12 protein-coding genes and 2 pseudogenes are annotated in these 19,001 nt (G+C 68.7%); 8 read left to right on the top strand and 6 right to left on the bottom strand.

The genetic code is table 11. The features are described 5' to 3' along the window. Nucleotides 1-8 precede the first annotated feature (8 nt). From CC117_RS29970 to CC117_RS29950, 6 genes and pseudogenes are all read right to left on the bottom strand, one after another. A complete protein-coding gene (locus tag CC117_RS29970; protein WP_084133026.1) occupies nucleotides 9-686 on the bottom strand; it encodes an NADPH-dependent F420 reductase in 678 nt (225 codons plus the stop codon). Between the two features lie 878 nt (nucleotides 687-1,564). Beyond that, on the bottom strand, nucleotides 1,565-6,475 hold the full coding sequence (locus CC117_RS29960) for a diguanylate cyclase (RefSeq protein WP_071090525.1): 4,911 nt from the start codon (nucleotides 6,473-6,475) through the stop codon (nucleotides 1,565-1,567). A gap of 337 nt (nucleotides 6,476-6,812) precedes the next feature. After that, entirely contained in the window at nucleotides 6,813-7,310 is a 498-nt protein-coding gene (locus tag CC117_RS39530) for a hypothetical protein (protein WP_241830554.1), read from the bottom strand. A gap of 17 nt (nucleotides 7,311-7,327) precedes the next feature. After that, a pseudogene (locus CC117_RS40745) lies at nucleotides 7,328-7,600 on the bottom strand (transposase); the annotation flags it as partial. Nucleotides 7,601-7,690: 90 nt separating this feature from the next. Beyond that, nucleotides 7,691-7,927, bottom strand: a pseudogene (locus CC117_RS40920) (transposase); the annotation flags it as partial. A gap of 46 nt (nucleotides 7,928-7,973) precedes the next feature. Continuing rightward, nucleotides 7,974-9,239 carry an IS256 family transposase gene (locus CC117_RS29950; protein ID WP_071090542.1) on the bottom strand — a complete coding sequence of 422 codons (1,266 nt, stop codon included), beginning with the start codon at nucleotides 9,237-9,239 and terminating at the stop codon, nucleotides 7,974-7,976. A gap of 385 nt (nucleotides 9,240-9,624) precedes the next feature. On the opposite strand from CC117_RS29950, the gene CC117_RS29945 reads away from it, so the two are divergent. The 8 genes from CC117_RS29945 to CC117_RS29915 all read left to right on the top strand — a co-directional run bounded on the left by CC117_RS29945 (nucleotide 9,625) and on the right by CC117_RS29915 (nucleotide 18,990). Next, entirely contained in the window at nucleotides 9,625-10,434 is an 810-nt protein-coding gene (locus CC117_RS29945; RefSeq protein ID WP_071090540.1) for an SAM-dependent methyltransferase, read from the top strand. Continuing rightward, nucleotides 10,431-11,648, top strand: a complete 1,218-nt coding sequence (locus CC117_RS29940) for a phosphotransferase family protein (protein ID WP_071090519.1) — start codon at nucleotides 10,431-10,433, stop codon at nucleotides 11,646-11,648. The genes CC117_RS29945 and CC117_RS29940 overlap by 4 nt, the downstream gene beginning before the upstream one ends. 482 nt (nucleotides 11,649-12,130) lie before the next feature. Beyond that, nucleotides 12,131-12,817 (top strand): ATP-binding protein, encoded by a 687-nt coding sequence (locus tag CC117_RS29935; RefSeq protein ID WP_071090516.1) that lies wholly within the window; start codon nucleotides 12,131-12,133, stop codon nucleotides 12,815-12,817. Then, entirely contained in the window at nucleotides 12,810-13,166 is a 357-nt protein-coding gene (locus tag CC117_RS29930) for a DUF6907 domain-containing protein (protein ID WP_071090513.1), read from the top strand. The genes CC117_RS29935 and CC117_RS29930 overlap by 8 nt, the downstream gene beginning before the upstream one ends. A gap of 252 nt (nucleotides 13,167-13,418) precedes the next feature. After that, complete coding sequence (locus CC117_RS29925) at nucleotides 13,419-13,673, top strand: hypothetical protein (RefSeq protein WP_131803160.1); 255 nt, start codon at nucleotides 13,419-13,421, stop codon at nucleotides 13,671-13,673. A 669-nt stretch (nucleotides 13,674-14,342) separates the two neighbouring features. Continuing rightward, complete coding sequence (gene fxlA / locus CC117_RS35495) at nucleotides 14,343-14,501, top strand: FxLD family lanthipeptide (protein ID WP_407673612.1); 159 nt, start codon at nucleotides 14,343-14,345, stop codon at nucleotides 14,499-14,501. Between the two features lie 251 nt (nucleotides 14,502-14,752). Beyond that, nucleotides 14,753-17,719 (top strand): lantibiotic dehydratase, encoded by a 2,967-nt coding sequence (locus CC117_RS29920; protein ID WP_198542038.1) that lies wholly within the window; start codon nucleotides 14,753-14,755, stop codon nucleotides 17,717-17,719. Further along, nucleotides 17,716-18,990: a lanthionine synthetase C family protein gene (locus tag CC117_RS29915; RefSeq protein WP_116287932.1), complete on the top strand. Its 1,275-nt coding sequence runs from the start codon at nucleotides 17,716-17,718 to the stop codon at nucleotides 18,988-18,990. The genes CC117_RS29920 and CC117_RS29915 overlap by 4 nt, the downstream gene beginning before the upstream one ends. The last annotated feature ends 11 nt before the right edge of the window (nucleotides 18,991-19,001 follow it).

Raw genomic sequence — 19,001 nt, 5'->3', positions numbered from 1 at the left:
TACCATAACTACTCAAACGCCCTCTCAGCCGCGGCCAGCGCCGCTCCCATCGCGTCACGGGTCAGGTCGGTGCAGTAGGCCGGCGCTCCGGGCTGTTGGCGCCACGAGTCCGCGAGGCTGCCGGCGTCGAAGGCGTCGAGACCCGTGTCCTCGACGAGCTTCAGCGTTACCCGTCGATCCTCGTCGCGATCGGCGGCAATGGGGAGTGCGATCCGGTCCGGCGCGCCGGCCGGCTTGCCCTTCTCCGCGAAGGAGGYAGCGCCGATCGYGTTCCATGCCTTGGCGATYGGACGACCGAGTTGTTCGGCCACCCATAGGCTCTCGACCTGCCCCGCCTCGACAGCATCAATCTTGCCATCGCGGGCGGGATAGTAGTTCGACGTGTCGATCACGACTGTCTCGTCCGGAACCGCGGAGAGCAATGGTGCCACGGCCAGGATCTTACTGAAGGGGATGGAGAGGATCACGACGTCGACATTGGTGACTGCGTCCTCCGCTGTCACCGCTCGTCCACCCGAGGAGAGAATGTCAGGGCTGATCGAGTGCGGGCCACGCGAGTTCGCTATCTTCACGTCGTGCCCAGCTTCACTCAACGTCCGGACGAGCGTCTTGCCGATATGGCCGGCACCCAGGATACCGATCTTCATCTGTCTAATCCTATTCAGGTCACGCGCCGGGTGTCGCATCGCCGCTGCTCACCGCGAGCTTGATTGGATGGGGTAGGTCAGGGGCACTAGCACTTGCCAGGATAGATACTACCCTCGGGCTTTCACTGGGCTGATCGCTGCTGGGTGGCGGCAAACGGGAAAGCGCTCCTGAGCAGGGAGGATTGGGCTTACTGAGGACCTGATCGATCCCGCCAAGGAGCACCTTCGCCCTGAAGCCTACCGACGTGTACCCGCCTGTCCCCGTCGATACCATTCGGAAAAGGAACAGGAGAAACCACGGACCGGTCTCTACCGAAACCGGGACGGTTCACTCCCTGATTATGAGCCACAGGAAAGCGAACATGAACGCCGCCCGGTACACGATCTCCATCAGGGCGCCAGCCAGACGGTGAAACGCACTGTCGCGGCGGGGGCGACGACGACCGCGGCCTCTCCGCCGCGGCCGAGCTGGCTGGACGGCTGGACGTAGGCGTCACAGTCAAGACCGAACTCCGTCCCTTCGGTGGATCGAAGGTCGGGTAACGCCGGTCGCCGTCCGCAGTCTCCGAGGCGGGCTCGGGCGCGAAGCCCTGGCTCTCGAAAAGGTGAGCAGACCGACCGACCGCGCCTCCGCGGCGGCGAAGACCAACTGGCTGTCAGGCGACGTGGCCCGGGATGACCCCGTCCGGGTATTCGACCGTGCGGACGTGGTCATCAACCTCGCGTGGCCGTTCCAGCCCACCCACGACCCGAGGACCACCTGCACCAACGTTCTCGGCAGCAGACTGGTACTCACACGGCAGAGGTAATGATCCGCCAGCCACACCAGCGCACCGGGTTTCCCGGGAGTCGGACGCTGCCCCTCGCCTCGGGCGCGGACCTGCGTGCGATAGCCCGAGGCCCGGCAAGGCGTCGGTTTATCGTGGTGTCGGGGGTGGATGTGTCACCTCCACCCGGTTACGTCCGCCGCTTTTGGCCCGGTACAGCGCGGAGTCGGCCAGCTCGACCAAGGCTTTCACCTCCTCCTTGGGCGTGGGAACGATCGACACGATGCCAATACTCACAGTGACGATCTGGTTGGTGGTCAGCGGATGTGATTCGGTCAGTTCCGCCACGGCGGAACGGAGCCGGTGGGCAATGCGGGAAGCGGCGCCAGTATCGGCGCCTGGCATCACGGCCGCGAACTCCTCTCCTCCGTAGCGAGCGGTGAGGTCGGTGTCGCGAGTGCTGGCTGCCAGGCAGGCGGCGACGCGTTGCAGGCACCGGTCGCCGGCAGCGTGACCGAAGTGGTCGTTGTAAGACTTGAAGTGATCAATATCGATCATGGCGAGCGCGATGGGTGTCGTCTGGCGCTGCGCCCGATGCCATTCGATGTCGAGGATCTCGTCAAGGTGTCGCCGGTTGGCCAGCCCGGTCAACGGGTCGGTGATCGAAAGCTGTTCGAGTCRCCGATTAGCTGCGGCGAGTTCTTCAGTGCGTTCGGCGACCTTGTGCTCCAGGGAGCCGTAGACACGGGCGTTGTCGAGGGAAACGGCCAGCTGTCCGGCGATGAGCATGATTCCTTCGAGGCGGTCGGTGGTGAAAGCTCCACGGACCATCCGGTTCTCCAGGAGCAACATTGCCCGCAACTCGTTTCGGTTCATGATGGGGATGGCCAGTAACGAGCAGCGATTGACGTCGGTGAAGTAGGGGTCGCGATTGAACCGGTCGTCGTGGGTAGCGTCGGCGACGATGACGGGTCCGCGGGTGCGTTCGGCGTACCAAATGATCGAGGGTGGCAGGATGCGCCGCCGGCTGGCTTCCTCCAGTGAGACAGAGTCGCCGTCGGCAGCCGACATTAGCCAGTCTTGCGGGTTCTCTCCACGCAGCAGCAGGTGGACGTCCGTGGCGCCAGTCATCGCTGACAGAATCCCAACAACTCTGCTCCGCAAGCCCTCGATGCTGGTGTCGGAGCTGAGCGCTTGTGAAGCGGCAACGACGCTGTGCAGGTCGGTGGTGCCGGTAGTGAAGGCGGAGCGGCGGGCAGCCAGCTCCACCGCTGGTGACAGGACCGGCTGCGGGCCAGCGGGCTCGAGGCGTAGCGCCGGGTTGGCCCAGTCAAGCTGACTGACCTTCGCTGCCGCGCCCCAGTCCAGGTACTGTCGACGGGCGGCGGCCAACAGCGGGTTTCCGGCTGCCACCATGCCGTGTGCGAGTTGAAAGCGTGCGGCCCGTTCCAGGATCAATGCCCTGTGCCAGGGGCGTGTTCGGGTGGCGACCTCGCATTGGGCCGCGTCAAATGCATACGCCGCCCCGCGGAAGTCGCCGACAGTCCAAGCCTGCTCCGCCTCCACGAGGCGTAGCAGGTGTCCAAAGTTGACCGGAGCGTCCGCCGCGCGCTCGGCCAGCCAGGCAACCAGACCGTCGAGCTCCGCCAGTGCGACGTCGCGCTGCTTCGCCCCCGCCGCACGGGCCTCCCCGGCTAGCGCAAGGGCCCGCAGCAGACGTGCCGTTGCCATTATGTGGAGTGATTCGATGCCGGGCACTATCGGCATGATGGCGGCCGTGTGCCGAGCCAGGTCAGCCGGATGGTCGAGGATGGCGGCCACGAGTGCCCGGATGACCTGTACGTGGACGACGGCGATGGGCTCACCGGCCAGCAGGGGCTGYCTGAGGGCCGTATCGGCCGCTGATTCGATGGCGGCTCCGTGCAACACCTGGATCAGTCCGCGATAGRCACGGAGTATTTCTTCGATCTGTCCGTTACCGGTGCGGGTGGCGAAGGCCAGCGCCTTGTCGACCTCGGCGGCAAGGAGATCAAGCGATGGCGCACAGTCGAGTAGGTTCTCTATGAGGGTATAATGGGCATAAGCTGCATTTTGCAGATCGCCGCTCTGGACAAGRCCGTCCAGCGCACGGCGGGTCGCAGACACGTTGTCCTCGAGTGGTTCGAACCAGTGACCAGTACCGGCTACGTACAGGAACTGCGCCAGCCATAGGTCGGGGTAATATTTACGAGCCCGGCTAACCGCGAGGATCCGCTGCGTCATGCGGTGCCCGGTACGGTAGTCGCGTCTGCGGGAGACGGTCACAAACCCGATGTAACCGCTCGGGCCTATCAGGGCAGGATGCGGACCGTCCCGCGCCCATATATGTAGCGTCGTCACAGTCAGCCATGCCAGTATCGTCGGGTCGCAGTCATATGCTGGGGCCATGAGCCGTTTGATGAGCTGGATCACGCCAAGGCGCGAACAGTCGGTGATTTTCGGCTGGCGCAGATCGTCGGATTCACCGGTCTGGTCCATCCACTGGTAGAGCGCGTCAAGACCGCGATCGATCTCCACTTCCAGCCGATCCCGATCCGGGATGGAATGGCCGAGGCTCCGAAGCGCATCGAGGCCGAGCCGCAGCGCCTCGGCAGCTCGGCCCCGGTCGGTAAGACTGCTGACCTGCACCGCGGTCGCCTCCGCGCATCGCACCGGGTCGGTGTACAGCCGGCAGATGGTCTGATATGCCTCGTCCGCCTCGTCCAGCCGACCCAGAAGGTACAAAGCGGCGTGGCGGTCTAGGTGGATCGCTAGCAACTGGTCGGTGTCGGTCGGGTCGATAAATCTGACTGCTGCAGTCAGGAACCGCTCCGCCAGAGGCGAGCTGATCAGCGACTTCGTCTCCTCTGCGGCCCGCAGGAACAGCTTGACCATAAGTCGCTGTTCCTGCAGGGTGTGCACGGAGTCAGCCACGAGCAGATACTGCTCCGCCGCCACTGCCAAGTACTCTCCTCGGTCGGCTAGTCGCCTGGCCAGGCTCAACCGCACGGCGCGCCGCGCTTCGGCAGTGAGTCCATCGAGGACGGACTCCTGCGTCTGGTCGTGGTCAAATCGCACGGCGGGTTGCCCGTCGGATTCCAGCACCAGCAGACCGGCGGCGAAGGCGGGAGCAAGTCGACGCTCGAGCTCGTCCGCCCCGAGCCCTGTCGCGGCCTTCAGGAGATCCAGCTCGGTCCGACCGGCCAGGCACGTCATCATCGCCAGTGACTCTCGGGTCTCTGGCGGCAACAAGGTCACGTGGGCGGCCAGCCCGGTCGCGTTCGCGTGCAACCGCCGGCACAGCCCGGCCCGGTCCCACCGCCAGCCGCTGTCACCGCGAGCCAGCACCCCGTCCTGACGCAGTGAGTTCAGCAATTCCACTGTGGTGTGCGGGTTGCCTGCCGTAGTGGGCGCGATCATTCGTGCCAGTTCTCCGGCGGGCGCCGGGGTCAGCTTCAGCAGGTCGGCCACCATAGCTGCCTGGCCTTCCGGAGTCAGGTTGCCCAATCGCAGGATGCGTGGCCCGGCTGGCTGGAGGCTCCAACGAGCGAGCATCGACGTCAGCGGGTGAGCGGCATCCACCTCATTGCTCCGAAAGGCTCCCACCAGCAGCAGCCCTTCGACGTTCTCCTTTCCACCGAGGATCAGATCGATGATGCCCAGCGGGGCCCGCCAGGCCCACTGCAGGTCATCGACAAAGAACACGACCGGCCGCTCGCGCGAGGCGACTGCGCGCAGCACCTCGACGGCGTTCTGCTGTGCCCGCACCTGCACGGTCATCGGATCCCCCTCCTCGGGGTCAACCTTCAGCAGCGTCGCCAGCTCGGGCACTGTCGCGGCGGCCAGCCCCGCGTTCGGCCCCAACGCCCGCAGGATCCTGTCCCGCACCTCGACCAGGTTGRCTTCAGGCTCGGCCAACAGGAGGCGGCCCAGCCCCCGGAGCGCCTGTAGGGCACCGTTGTACTCCCAATCCCGGCGATACTGGTCGAATTTGCCGGTCACGAACCAGCCGCCAGCGTCGGCGACGACCGGCCGCAACTCGTTGGCCAGCGATGTCTTACCCACTCCGGGCGCACCGCTGAGAAGGACCCCGGGGCGGCGGCCTGCCCTCGCCTGGGCGAAGACCGTCCGCAGCTCGCCGATCTCCTCTGCACGCCCGGCCAGGCGGGATGGCATCAGCGGTCCGACCGGGAAGTCATGCTCACCCAGGTGCACCACCCCGGCACCACGGCGAACCAACGCGAGGTCGTACGCCAATCCGTCGGCGGTCTGATAACGATCGTCTGGTTCCTTCTCCAGCAGATGCATGATGACGGCTGACAGGCCTGTCGGCACCGCTGGATTCACTGCTGACGGCGGCACCGGGACTCGCCCGAGATGGTCATGAATTACTCGTAGGGGGTCGCCCGTGCCGAACGGCGGCGCGCCCGTGGCCAGCTCGTACAACGTGGCCCCGACTGCGTACAGGTCGGCCCGTTGGTCCACCGGGCGACCGGTCCGACCGGTCTGCTCCGGCGCCAGATACGGCACCGTCCCCACGATTTCGTGCTGATGTAGGTATTCGGGACTAATCGCTGTGATGGTCGTGGCCAGTGCGAAGTCGATTAGAAACAGGCCCGGCCCTGCAGGGCTGACCACGATGTTCGCCGGATTGATGTCTCGATGCACCACCCCCTCGCGGTGCATGCCCGCCACGGCCCGCGCGAGCAGTTCTGCCAAATCGATCAAATCGGCCGGATCGCGCGAAACAGTCCAGCTGGACAGCGCCGCGCCGCCAACGTCGGCCATTAGCAGCACCCCGGGACATAAGGGGACTCGTCGAGCCGCCAGCTGTACGATCCCCTCGATACCGGACAGCCGCTCGAGGATCTCCATCTCGTGCCGCGACCGACGCCCTGCCAATGGCCCCAGGAACTCCTTCCGGACCACACTCTCCCCGGGGAACATCAGCCGAGTCACCCGGGTCCGCTCCGACTCATGGAGCAGCTCTATCCGCGGTATCACAGGCAGATTGCGACCTGACGTCACGCATTCAGAACACATCGGCCATTCCAACCAATCTGATGAAGCACCTGCATGTCTAGTCTGCCCCTGTCGCACCGAAGCAAAAGTCTGTGCCGCCGCACACCCGACCTGCTACGTAGCGTCGACAGAGGTAGTTGGGTCGCAGGGCCATGCCGGTCGTAATCGGTCGTAATCGCGATGGTCGGTGAGTTCTCCATCAAGCGCGGGCTCAGCACGATCAACGTCAGCTGCACCAGCTGCCCACCCTCACCGGACAGACGCACACCCTGGCTCGCGGGCCTGGGTCACCAACCGCGCGACCGGCGTGGGATCCAGCCCCGCCGGCGTCGCCTTCGACGTGCGGGACGAGACTGTTTCAAGATCGGTCGGGTAGCCGGGGGGATCTCACCCCGGGCTCCCACATGCTGGGCGGCCTGCAGCCGAGCCTCGGCGATCGCCACCGGATCTGCGCCGGACGGGTGGGACCCCACGTCGTTGCGCCCAGCCCGGGTGGCGTCGAGGAACACGCGGTGTTTCGCGGCCGTGGAATCGGCGTCCAGTCCACGCTCGTCTTCTCGGCGACCAGCTCTGCCAGCGCTCTCTTCAACCGTTCGGCCCGGTCACGCCGTCCCCACGACCGCTGCGATGACTCGTCGGCGGCCCCGCCCGACGCGGTCGCGTAATCCTCGGCCGCGTCTTCCGCGCTCGCCAGCGCGATGATCTCGCCGACCTGCCGTTGCAGCCACTGCCTGCGGCAGGTGGCCTTCTTCGACGCATTCGCCGCGATCTTCGTCCCATCGACGGCGATGGTGCCCAGCCGCCCCAGCCCGGCCTTCGCGCAGACCCCCAGGACCTGCGTGAACAACGCTCGCACGGAGTCCTGGGCCGCTGCCGGAACCGGGCGATGACCGTGTGATCGGGCGCCTGTAGCCCGCAGGTCACCCGCATCGCGACATCCGTCCGGCACAGCCGCTCAATCCGCCGCGACGAACGCAGTCCATCCGAATAGGCGTAGATCAACAATGCCAGCAGCACCCGCGGGTCGTACGCCTGACGCCCGACCCCGCCCAGGGAGTACCGCGTCTCCAGGCTGCTCAGGTCCAGATGCTCCACGACCTCCAGCACGAGCCAGACGACGTGATCCTCCGGCAGCCACTCCCGCATGTCCCCACCGGCAGCAGGAACTCCTGATCACGCTCGACCGCACGAAACCCCTTGGCCATACCCTCAGATCCAACACGATCACGCGGCCCAAACTGCAACAGCCACCGTCCCGGCTCGGGTGTCCCACTCCCGCGCCCGATACCCGTTCTTCCGGTTCACCCGCTCCGGGGGAAATATCCCCGTATTCGGCGCGCCAGATCCCGTCCGCTTCGGCGCCCATCAACGCCTCCGCGAACGCCTTCACCATCGATCCCAGCAGATCCGGATTCGCGCCATCACTTCCTTGCCGAACTCCTCGGTATCGGTCACAGTCGGGCGCACGGCCAGGGAGTGTCCGACTACCGGTGGATCGGTCGTGGCGGACGGTGATGGGTTAGTTGGTGGTGGTCGGGGTGAGACGGCCCTCGAAGGTGATCGCGAGGGCGTTCAGGGCGGGCTTCCATCTGATGATCCAGCGGGCCCGACCTCGGCCGGTGGGGTCCAGAGAACGGGTGACCAGGTACAGGCACTTCAATGCGGCCTCTTCGCTGGGGAAGTGGCCGCGGGCGCGGACAGCGCGCCGGTAGCGGGCGTTCAGGGACTCGATCGCGTTGGTCGTGCAGATCACCTTGCGGATCTCGACGTCGTAGTCGAGGAACGGAATGAATTCCTCCCAGGCGTTACGCCACAGGCGGATGATGGCCGGGTAGCGGTCGCCCCAGGTTTCGGTGAACTCGACGAATCGCGCCTCGGCCGCGGCGACGGTCGGTGCCGTGTAGACCGGCTTGAGGTCCTTGGAGATCTTCTCCCAGTCCTGCCGTCCGGCGTAACGGAACGAGTTCCGCAGCAGGTGAATGACACACGCCTGCACGGTCACCAGCGGCCACACGGCGGTGATGGAGTCCGGGAGGCCTCTCAGCCCGTCGCAGACGGCGATGCACACGTCCTCGACACCTCGGTTTTTGATCTCGGTGAGGACCTGGAGCCAGAACTTCGCCCCTTCGTGGCCGTCACCCGCCCACAGGCCCAGGATGTCCCGTTCCCCGTGCACGGTGACCCCGACGACGGCGTAGAAGGGCCGGTTGGCGACCTGGCCGTCGCGGACCTTGACCACCACGGCGTCCACGAAGATCACCGGGTAGACGCGGTCGAGGGGCCGGTTGCGCCACTCGGTCATCTCGGCGACGACCTTGTCGGTGATTCGGGAGATCGTGTCCTTCGACACCGACGCGCCGTAGACCTCACCGAAATGCGCCGCGATCTCCCCGGTGGTCAGCCCGCGGGCAGCCAGCGACAGCACGATCTGGTCGATGCCGTTCAACCGGCGCTGCCTTTTACGCACGATCACCGGCTCGAAACTGGCGTCCCGGTCCCGAGGAACCTCGATCTCGACCGGGCCGATCTCGGTCAGCACCGTCTTCGTCCGCGTCCCATTCCGCGAATTCGCGCCGTCACGCCCGGCCGGGTCGTGCTTGTCATAGCCGAGGTGCGCGCTCATCTCCGCCTCCAGGGCGGTTTCGAGGACGGACTTCGTCAGCCCGGTTAGCAGCCCACCGGGGCCGACGAGCTCCACGCCCTCGGTGCGGGCCTTCGCGACGAGCTCCGCAGCCAGCTGCTGGTGATCGATCGGGGTCGGCATGGGCTCGAGCGTCTCGCTCATGATCTTCCCTTCGCGCCGAGTCAGCCTCGGCGGCACGGGCCAGACCACATCCACCGCTGATCGGACACTCCCCGGCGGAGTAGGAGCCGGCAACGAGCGAAAAGACAGCCGTTCCCGCCGGTGTTTTCCCAGCTCACGTGCGGTCGGGACGGGTGAACAGCTTCTTCGTGGTGAGGGGGATGACCACCCGGCACCGGCTGGACGATGGTGTAACGGTTCCGTTTTGCCTACCGTCAGTGAGGACCTTTCCTATGATGAGGATCGCCTGGTCGACGCATCGTGACCGCCCCGAGGATACGAGAGCCGGCTCGCTCGCCCGGTCGGGCCGGCCGCGTCCGCAGAGAAGTGGTGTCGTCATCGYGGCGTGCTGGTCACGGGGGCGATCGTGAGGGGGGCGGACGGCGTCGCCGCGGTGGGGGCCGAGGGGCCGAACGTGGCGCGGGTCTACGACTTCTTCCTCGGCGGCGCGCACAACTTCCCGGCCGACCGGGAGGCAGCGGCGCAGGTCGAGCAGACGTGGCCGCAGATCCGCGCCACCGCCCGGGTCAACCGGCTGTTCCTGGGTGAGGCGGTCCGTTACCTCGCCGGCGGGGTCGGTATCCGCCAGTTCCTCGACATCGGGTCGGGTATGCCCACGATGGGCAACGTCCACGAGGTCGCCCAGCAGCTGGCCCCGGACGCCCAGGTCGTCTATGTGGACAGCGACCCGGTCGCGGTCGCGCACAGCCAGATTCTGCTCGCGCCCAACCCGCTGGCTACGGCGGTGGAGGCGGATCTGCTGCGGCCGGACGAGATCCTGGAGCATCCGGAGGTGGCCGGGCTGCTGGACCTGGGGCAGCCGGTCGCGCTGCTCCTGGTCGCGGTCCTGCACTTCTTCCCCGACGACACCGGTCCGCGGCACCTGGTCGCACAGCTGCGCGACGCCCTGCCCGCGGGCAGTCATCTGGTCGTGACCCACGCCACCGGCGACGGGCAGTCCCAGCAGGTCACGGAGGCGGCCGAGGTGTACCGACGCACGACCGCGCCGTTCCAGCTGCGCGCCCGGACCGAGGTGCTGTCGTTCTTCGACGACTGCGCGCTGGTCGACCCCGGCCTGGTCCTGCTCCCGGGCTGGGAGCAGGACCGGCGGCGTGGCCGGTCGACGACCATGGAGGGTCGGCTGCCGGTCTACGCCGGTGTCGGCCGACTCCGGTGAACCCGCCCTCGGCCTGCTCGACGTGCTGGCGAGACGGCGACGTCCGCGATCTGCTGTCCTACGCCGATGGGTGGATCACCGCCGCGACCGCCGAGCTGTGGCCGCACAGCGAGGTGACATTCGGAGCGGTGACCACGGCGGGCGGGGCGCTGTATCGCCAGGTCCGGGCCGGCGGCGGGGTGGCACTGTGCGCGACGGTTCGCCCGGCAGGCCGGGCGCTGTCGCGCCTCGTCCGCGGCGACCACGGCGATTTCGTCACCGTGCTCGCCGACGGCGACGGCGTCGCGGTGACCGCGGTGGCCGGCCAGGCTGAGCAGCTCACGGCGCTGGCGGGTTATACCCGCCTGCGGGTGGCGGTCCCGATCGCCTGTGCGAAGGGGGTGATGTTCACCCCCTGGGTCGATGGCGCCACCCTGGCCACCCGGCTCCGGGCCCGGCCGATGGAGTTCACCGGGGTAGTGACGGCGCTGATGGACGACCTGAGCGACCTGCACCGCGATCCACCCGCGCACCTGAGCCAGGCTGCGGCGCCCGCCAATGCCGTGCCTCGGGTCGTCGCCGAAGCATTGAGCCATCCGGTGGACCACCTCCACGCCGGCGAAACGGCGGCAGGCGAGATCGGGGAGCTTCGGGCGCTGGCGGGCAGCCTGTCGGCGAGGCTCGGCCGGTTGGCCGCCCGGCTGGACCCGATGGTGCTCAGCCACAGCGGCATCGCGTTCGGGAACCTCACCCCGCGCGGTGTGCTGTACCCCGACAGGTCGCCGCGGGCGGCGCTGGTGTCACCCGCACTCGAACCCGGCGGGGATCTCGTGGACGCTGGAACACTGCTCGGCCATCTGCACCTACTGATCCTCGGCTACCCACCGTCGGTCCGGGCGGAACTCGTCGAGGGTGTCGAGGCGTGGCTGTCTGGCCGGCTGGCCGCCTGCCGGGACCAGTGGCGGGGCTGGCTGCACGTCGTTCTGACCGTCTGGGCGGCCACCGTCTACAACCAGATGCTCACCGAGCTGACGCTGCCGGCAGCCGCCCTCCGGCCTGACCAGGCCGTGACCGACCTGCCTGCCCGGCCACTGTCGGCGCTGTCCGTCCTCGACGCGCTCACCCGAGAACTGCGCCGCCGCGGCGCTGGTGCGGCGCTGAACGCCACCCTCGGCGCCCTCGCCGATAGCACGGCCAGCCAGCCAGCACAGCAGCTCGACCCCGCCGATCACTAATCTTTCACCCGTTCGCAGACCGAAGGTGCACGTCCATGGCTATCAGCCTGAGCCGGCCACCCAGCGGCCGATCACACCCTGCCCATCCTGCGCCGCCTGTCTCCGCCCCCGCCTTTCCACCCAGTCAAGTCGTCGCTGTTCGCGGCCGATCCACCGACTCGCTGATCATTCTCGGTCGGAAGACGATCGCCCACCCGCCCGAGCTGCTGCGCCGCAGCGCGGTGCACCTCCTCGACCGGCATGTTCAACGGAACGGAGTGTGCGAGGAGTGCGGATGCGCGTGGCCGTGCCGCGTCGTGCTGCTCGCCGAGAACAACCTCACGCACGTGCACGACACCACCCCTGCCCCGCCCACCGCTGCCAGCGCCGGCCRCACAGCCGCAACACCACGGGCCGCGGCCAGCCGCATCTCGTCCCACCCACCCGCGCCCCCTCGACCCGAAGGCGAGAACAGCCCAGATCTCCGCCCTCGGGAGAGCCGCATGACCACCGCCGTACCCGAACCGGCCGTTCACCTGCTACCGCATCGTGCCTGGTACTACCCGACCAGACCCCAGTCCGCCAGCGCCGCCCACCGCGACGTCACCGGGCAACTCCACCGATGGAATCTTGGCCATGTGATCGACACGATCACCCTGGTCACCTCGGAACTGGTCACCAACGCGCTCGCCGCGAGCCCACGCGGTGACGCAGACCTGACGTCCCAGATCGCGATGCGCCTGACCTACAGCGACCACCATGTGATCGTCGAGGTCTGGGACGGAGGACCGGGCCGCCCGACCCGCCAGACCACCGACCTCGGTGCCGAGAACGGCCGCGGCCTGCACCTGGTCACCGCCCTGACCCCGCGCACCGGCCACTACCAGGCCCGAGTCCGCACTCCCGACGGCACCTACCAGAGGAAGGGAAAGGTCGTCTGGGCCGCCCTGCCCCACAACGCCCCACCCCTTCAGCACATCCCGACCGCCCCGACCGACGACCTACCACGACGTGAACACTTCGCCACCCACGCTGAGACCACGCCCGCCACGGACGTCTTCGACCTCGACCTGCTGCACCGGGTCCGCGACGGCCTGCGCAACCTCGACGCCCACCCAGCACACACCACCCCACCGGCTCCGGCTGTCACGCCCCGCCCGCCTAGTTCGAAAGGGAACCGCCATGCCTGACCCTGCCAGCCGCTCCTGCCCATCGTGGTGCGAGCAGCCCGCCGGCCACCTCCACGTCGAGCCCGCGGGCCCTGGCGACTACCACGTCTCCGAGTTCACGGTGATCGACCTGCCCGGCATCCCCGGGGTCCGTGACCAGACGGCGATCCAGGTGGCGATCGAGCAATACGTCACCGCGACGACCACCTACCAGCCGATGATCTCCCTCGGCGCCGGCGAAGAAGACCCCGACAGCGAAGCCTTCACCCTCGCCGAAGCCGACACCCTCGCCGCGACCCTCACCCGCGCGGTCGCCGCCGCCCGCAACGCCCAGCCACACCAGCCCTCGAAAGATGATGACTGCGCGTAACGCTCCTCACGGGTAGCCCTGACGGACCCGTGGGGCTCTTCCGGAGGCCAGGCGCGGCCAGGGCTGCGCGGACGGGCGGCGGGACGCGCCTTGTCGTGGTCGAGCCCTCAGCGGACTGCTCCGTCACGGCGGACCTCTGGCCTCCTCCGGCGATCATCACCACCGCAGACCTACGACCCCGAAACGGCCCGCATGCCACCTCGCCACCACACCGTCCCGCCCGCGCTCCRCCCCATCGTTCTGCTCGCCAGAATGCGCGAAACGCTCCCGCCAGAGCAGCTGACGGGCCTGCTCGCGACCTTCGCCCCGCCGGCCGACCCGACCGCCCCAGAGTGGATCGATCTGTGTTCGGCTCTGGACGCCTACGACCAGGCGGCACAGCTCGGCCCGAGCACCGAGGAGGCCCGCCGCCAAGTCGATACCGCCGCCATGATCTTCCACCTGCGCTACGACAGCGATGACCCCCAGCCGGGCAGCGACCTCCACGAGCACCAAGCAGCCCGATAGACCCCTGCATACCGCGCCAACCACCACGAAACCGCACTCCCGCTACCTGACGGCGACGACGAGCACATGGACGCCCGCACGCGCCGCTGCCGCGCGCGAACTGATGCAGCGCCAGGCGCCGAGTGGCAAGGCCGATCGAGCGGGGCTCTGCGCCGCCGACGTCCACCACGGCATCCCACGGACCCTCCGCAGCGAGGCGATCAAGATCCTGGGCGTCGGTTCGGTCGCCTCGCACGGGGTGGGCCCCTGCGACATCCGGTCCGGACCTACCCCGGTTGAACGTCGTGACCGTCCAGCCACGGCCCACCGCGTATAGGAGCCGCTCGGGAGGCGACGGGGAAGGTCCGCGGCGTACTCGTGGCGATGCCGTGGGGACGCAGTCGGGCTCCCGAAGAGTCAGGCGACCGCGGGCCGCGATGCGGCTGGGAAGTCGACGAAGAGATGGYCGCCGTCGCTGGCTATCTCGACGAAGAGGTGCACCCGGTCGGCGCTATTTCCGCAGGTCAGTGACCATGTCGAGCCGGAAACGAAAGGTTCGTCTGGTGGGGAATGACCGGCGCCTCGCCAGCGGGCATCGTTACAGCGCTCTGTCCGGCCCTCTCACCTCCGTGTTCCGACCATTCGTAACGCAAGATCAACTGAATGGGGTTTCCGATGACACTCAGCACGATGGCTCTGCCAGCCCCCGCGGCTCCCGCCCAGGGAGGAGGCGACCTGTTCGACCTGGACGTCTCCCTGCTGGAGGTGGCGGACCCGGCCGGGCTGGTCAACGTGACGGACGACAACTGCACCAGCACGTGTGGGGCCTGCGTCACGGGCGCGGTGTAACCGCCACCGGCCGGTAGTGGGTGCCGCCGGCGGGAGGACATCCCGCCGGCGGTACCCACCGAGTCATCCGTTTCGTCGCGTAGAGGGAGGTGCGAGTGCCGTCGGCTAGCAGTCCGGGGTTCCGATCCGCCGAGTTGGCGCTCCTTCGAGCTGCCCGCCGGTCAGAGGTCGAGCTGCCGCCGTGGCCGGATCTGACGGAATCCTCCCCCGCGGCCGTCGCGGCATGGGTGGACTGGCTTCGCCGGATCTGGATGTCCGGGGGCGTTGCTGAGGCTCTTGATCATGCCAGTCCGGTTCTGGCCCGTCAGGTTCGCGTCTTGCGCGAGGCTGAGACGCCCGCTGTTCGTGAGACCCGGCGCGCCGTGCTGTCCACCGCGCGCTACCTGCTGCGGCTGGAGGGCCGTCCTACACCTTTCGGTTTACTGGCGGGAGTAGCCCCCGTCTCCTTCGGCGCCGACGCCCGGTTGATCTGGGGAGACCAGGACCGGGCGGTGGTCCGTGCGGGAGCGGAGTGGCTGGCCGAAGTCGTTACTCGGCTGGAGCAGTGCCCCGAGCTTCTGGCCCGGCTACCAGTGATCAGTAACAGCACGGTCATGGTGCGCGGGGACAGGCTGATCGTGCCGTACCAGGCGCAGTCCCGGGAGCGTGGAACGGGTGCGGTGGAGGTTTCGCTGCGCTACACCGCCGCTGTGCGGGCGACGGTGCAGGCTGCCCGATCGCCGGTCCCGTTCGGGGAGCTGAGCGCGAAGCTTCTGGCGGAGTTCCCCGGCGCGCCTGCCGTGAAGGTCGCCGCAATGCTCTCGGAGCTGCTCCACTGCGGTGCGCTGATCACAAGTCTTCACGCGCCCAGCACGCAGACCGACGCCTTGGAGCAGGTGCTCGCCCGGTTGGATGCCGTCGAGGCCGCCGCTGTGGGCCCGGTTGCCGGTCTGGTCACGGCGCTTCGCGAGATCCACTCCCGCATGGAGGATCACAACCACGGTGTGATGGCCGATGCCCGGCCGATCCGCGCCGAGCTGACCACACGGATGCAGAGCATCGCCCCCACTCGGCGGAATCCGCTGGCTGTGGATCTGCGGCTGGACGGCCGGGTTGAGCTTTCCCGCGAGGTCGCCCGGGAGGTTGAACGCGCCGCGCTGGCGCTGACCCGGCTCAGTGCCCATCCCGGTGGCACGCCTGCCTGGCGGGACTATCACCAGCGGTTCTACGAGCGGTTCGGTGTCGGGTCGCTGGTGCCGCTGCTGGACGTCGTCGCCGACAGCGGGATCGGCTGGCCGGACGGCTATCCGGGCACGGTGACTCCCGCGCGGCGCCCGGCACTGTCGACCCGGGATGAGGTGCTGCTGGCCTTGGCTCAAGGCGCGGTGCTCGACGGGCAGGACGAGATCGTCATCGACGACGCGCTGATCGAGAGGGCCGCGTTGGACTCCGGACCTCTGCGACCCCCGCCGCATCTGGAGCTGGCTGTCCGCGTCGGCGCCGCGGACCAGGACGCGCTGCGACGGGGTGCCTTTCGCCTGGAAGTCACGACGGTCTCTCGCGGCGCGGGCGTACTGACGGGCCGGTTTCTGTCCGTCCTCGCGCCCGAGGACCAGCGAGGGTTCGCCGCCGAGTTGGCAGCGGTTCCCTGTGGGGACCGGGACACGGCCACCGCGCAGTTGTCCTTCCCGCCGTTGGACCCGGCTACCGCGCATGTCACGCGGTCTCCCCAGGTCCACCCGATCCTGATCACGCTAGGGGAACATCGCGTGCCCGACGGGCAGGTTCTGACCGTCGAGGATCTCGCGGTGGGCTGCGACGGCCGCCGGATGTACCTGGCCGCACCCGCCCAGGGAATCAGGCTGGAGGCGCTCGGAGGCCACGCGCTGAATCTGCCGACGCATACGCCTCCGCTCGCGCGGTTCCTGACTGAACTCAGCCGGGCCAACTACGCCCAGGTAACAGCGTTCGATTGGGGTGCCGCCGCGCGGCTGCCGTTCCTTCCCCGGGTTCGACTGGGCCGCACAATCCTCGCGCCCGCCCGCTGGACGGTGACGGCGGCTGAGCTGCCCCCGCGGGCGGAGCCGTGGAGGACCTGGGACAACGCCTTCGCCTCGTGGCGAGCACGGCGGCGCCTGCCCCGGCGGGTTCGGCTGAGCGAAGGAGACCGGCTGCTACCCCTCGACCTAGACCAGGCCGGACACCGGCTGCTGCTGCGCACCCACCTACACACCACACCGCGGGCGCTGCTCACCGAAGGACCCGATCCCGCTGAAGCAGGCTGGTGCGGCGGGCGAGCCCACGAAGTCGTGGTCCCGCTGTCCGCCACCGCACCGCCGCCGTGGTCGCGGCTGCCGAAGCCCGCCCAGGAGCGGATCATTCGCCGTGGCCACGGGAACGCACCCGCCGCGTCCACGGTCCTGCTGGCGAGCCTGTACGGAGATCTCGACCGGCAGAACACGATCCTCACCGACTACCTACCCGACCTGCTCGCACGCCTTGGCGAGGAGCCGGCGCTCCACCCGGGTCCGGCCTGGTGGTACGTGCGCTATCGCGACCCCGACCAGCACCTGCGGCTGCGCATCGCCCTGCCTGACCCCGCCGTGTTTGGCGACGCAGCGCAGATCGTCAGCGGCTGGGCAGACACTGTGCATCGCGACGGTGTGCTGCGGGAGCTGCGCTACCCCGTCTCCTACCCGGAGACTGGCCGGTGGGGTTCCGGCGCGGCGTGGACGGCGGCCCAGGCGGTGTTCGGCGCGGACTCGCGGGCACTTCTCACACAGCTCGCTCTCCCACACCGCCCGACCTGGCAGGCACTCGTCGCCGCCCACACAGTGGCGATCGCGCAGGCGTTCACCGGCAGCACCGCGGCGGCCATGCGCTGGCTGATCGACCACATTCCCCCCGTCGCGCCCGCTCGGATTCCCCGCGTGGTGTTCACCGAAGCGGTGCGGCTCGCCGACCCGCGCGACGACTGGGCTGCGCTGCGCGCGGTACCGGGCGGCGCCATCATCGCCGATGCCTGGGTGGCCCGCGGTCACGCTCTGGCCGATTACCGCGCGTGCTTTCCCGGCCCGGACACCCAGGGCGTCAGCGTCGATGACGTCCTCAGCTCCCTGATTCATGTCCATTACGTCCGCGCCCATCGCATCGACTTCGACGACGAGGCTGTCGCCATGCACCTGGCCCGCGCTGCGGCCCTCGCTTGGACCGCCCGTACCCGCGAGGGCACCCGGTGACCGAGCCACACCCCGCCCTCGCTCTCGCCGCGGCGGTAGCCGACCAGCTGGCGGACCCGCATCGTGTCTCCGGCACGTGGGAAGGTCAGCGTTGGTGGCGCCAGTCGTTGGCGCACGGCGCGCCGGGCATCGCGCTGTTGCACATCGAGCGCGCCGCCGCCGGTCTCGCGTCCTGGCAACGCGCCCACGACTGGCTCACCTACGCGGCGCACGGGAACCTGACCACCGGGTCCGACAGCCATCTGTATTACGGCGCGCCCGCGCTCGCCCACGCGCTCACCAGCGTCGCCGCCGGCCAGCCCGGCGCCTACCAGCGTGCCCTGGATCGTCTCGACCGTGCCATCGCCGCCGACGCCCACCGGCGCGTCGCCGCCGCCAACGCCCGCATCGACGCGGGTCGGCTCCCACAGCTGGCCGAGTTCGACGTGATCCGCGGGATCACGGGCCTCGGCGCTTACCTGCTGCGCCGCGACGCTGCCGGCGAAACCACCCGGGCCGTTCTGGACTATCTGGTCCGGCTCACCGACGACGTGACCATCGACGGGCAGGCCCTACCCGGCTGGTGGACCGAGCTGGGGCCCACCGGCCGGGCCAGCGACCGGTTTCCCGGCGGCCATGGCAACAACGGGCTCGCCCACGGCATCGCCGGTCCACTGGCCCTGCTCGCACTCGCCACCCTTCGCGGCATCACGGTGCCCGGTCACCACAACGCGATCGGCCGGATCTGCGCCTGGCTCGACCGATGGCGCACCGACACCGACACAGGCGTCTCCTGGCCCTACTGGCTCGACCGCGCCCACCACGCCACCGGACGCCCAGACCGCGACGGCGCGAAGCATCTCGGCTGGTGCTATGGCACCGCCGGACTGGCCCGCGCCCAGTACCTCGCCGCTCTCGCCACCGGCGACACCGCCCGCCGCGACCTGGCGGAAAACGCGCTGATCCACGCGCTGTCCGACCCGGCACACAGCAGCACGACCGACATCACCCTGTGCCACGGGCGCGCCGGACTCGCCCACATCGCCGCAGCCACGGCAGCGGATGCCAGCCCGCCGGCCGCAGATCAGCTGCGCAGCCTGACCTCCCGACTCCTCGACACCGTCCAACCCGAGGACACCGATCCCGACGCCCTCGCACGCCAGCTACTCACCCCCAGCGCAGACAGCCCAGGCCTGCTCGAAGGCGCCGCCGGCGTCGCCCTAGCCGTCATCGCCCCCAGCACCACCGCCAAGCCCCGCTCCGGCTGGGACTCCTGCCTGCTCATCGCATGACCGCCCCGCCG

This window comes from Parafrankia colletiae (assembly GCF_001854655.1).
Taxonomy (GTDB): domain Bacteria; phylum Actinomycetota; class Actinomycetes; order Frankiales; family Frankiaceae; genus Parafrankia; species Parafrankia colletiae.
The sequence above is the reverse complement of the archived record's forward strand: the minus strand, read 5'-3'. Positions and strand labels throughout refer to the sequence as shown.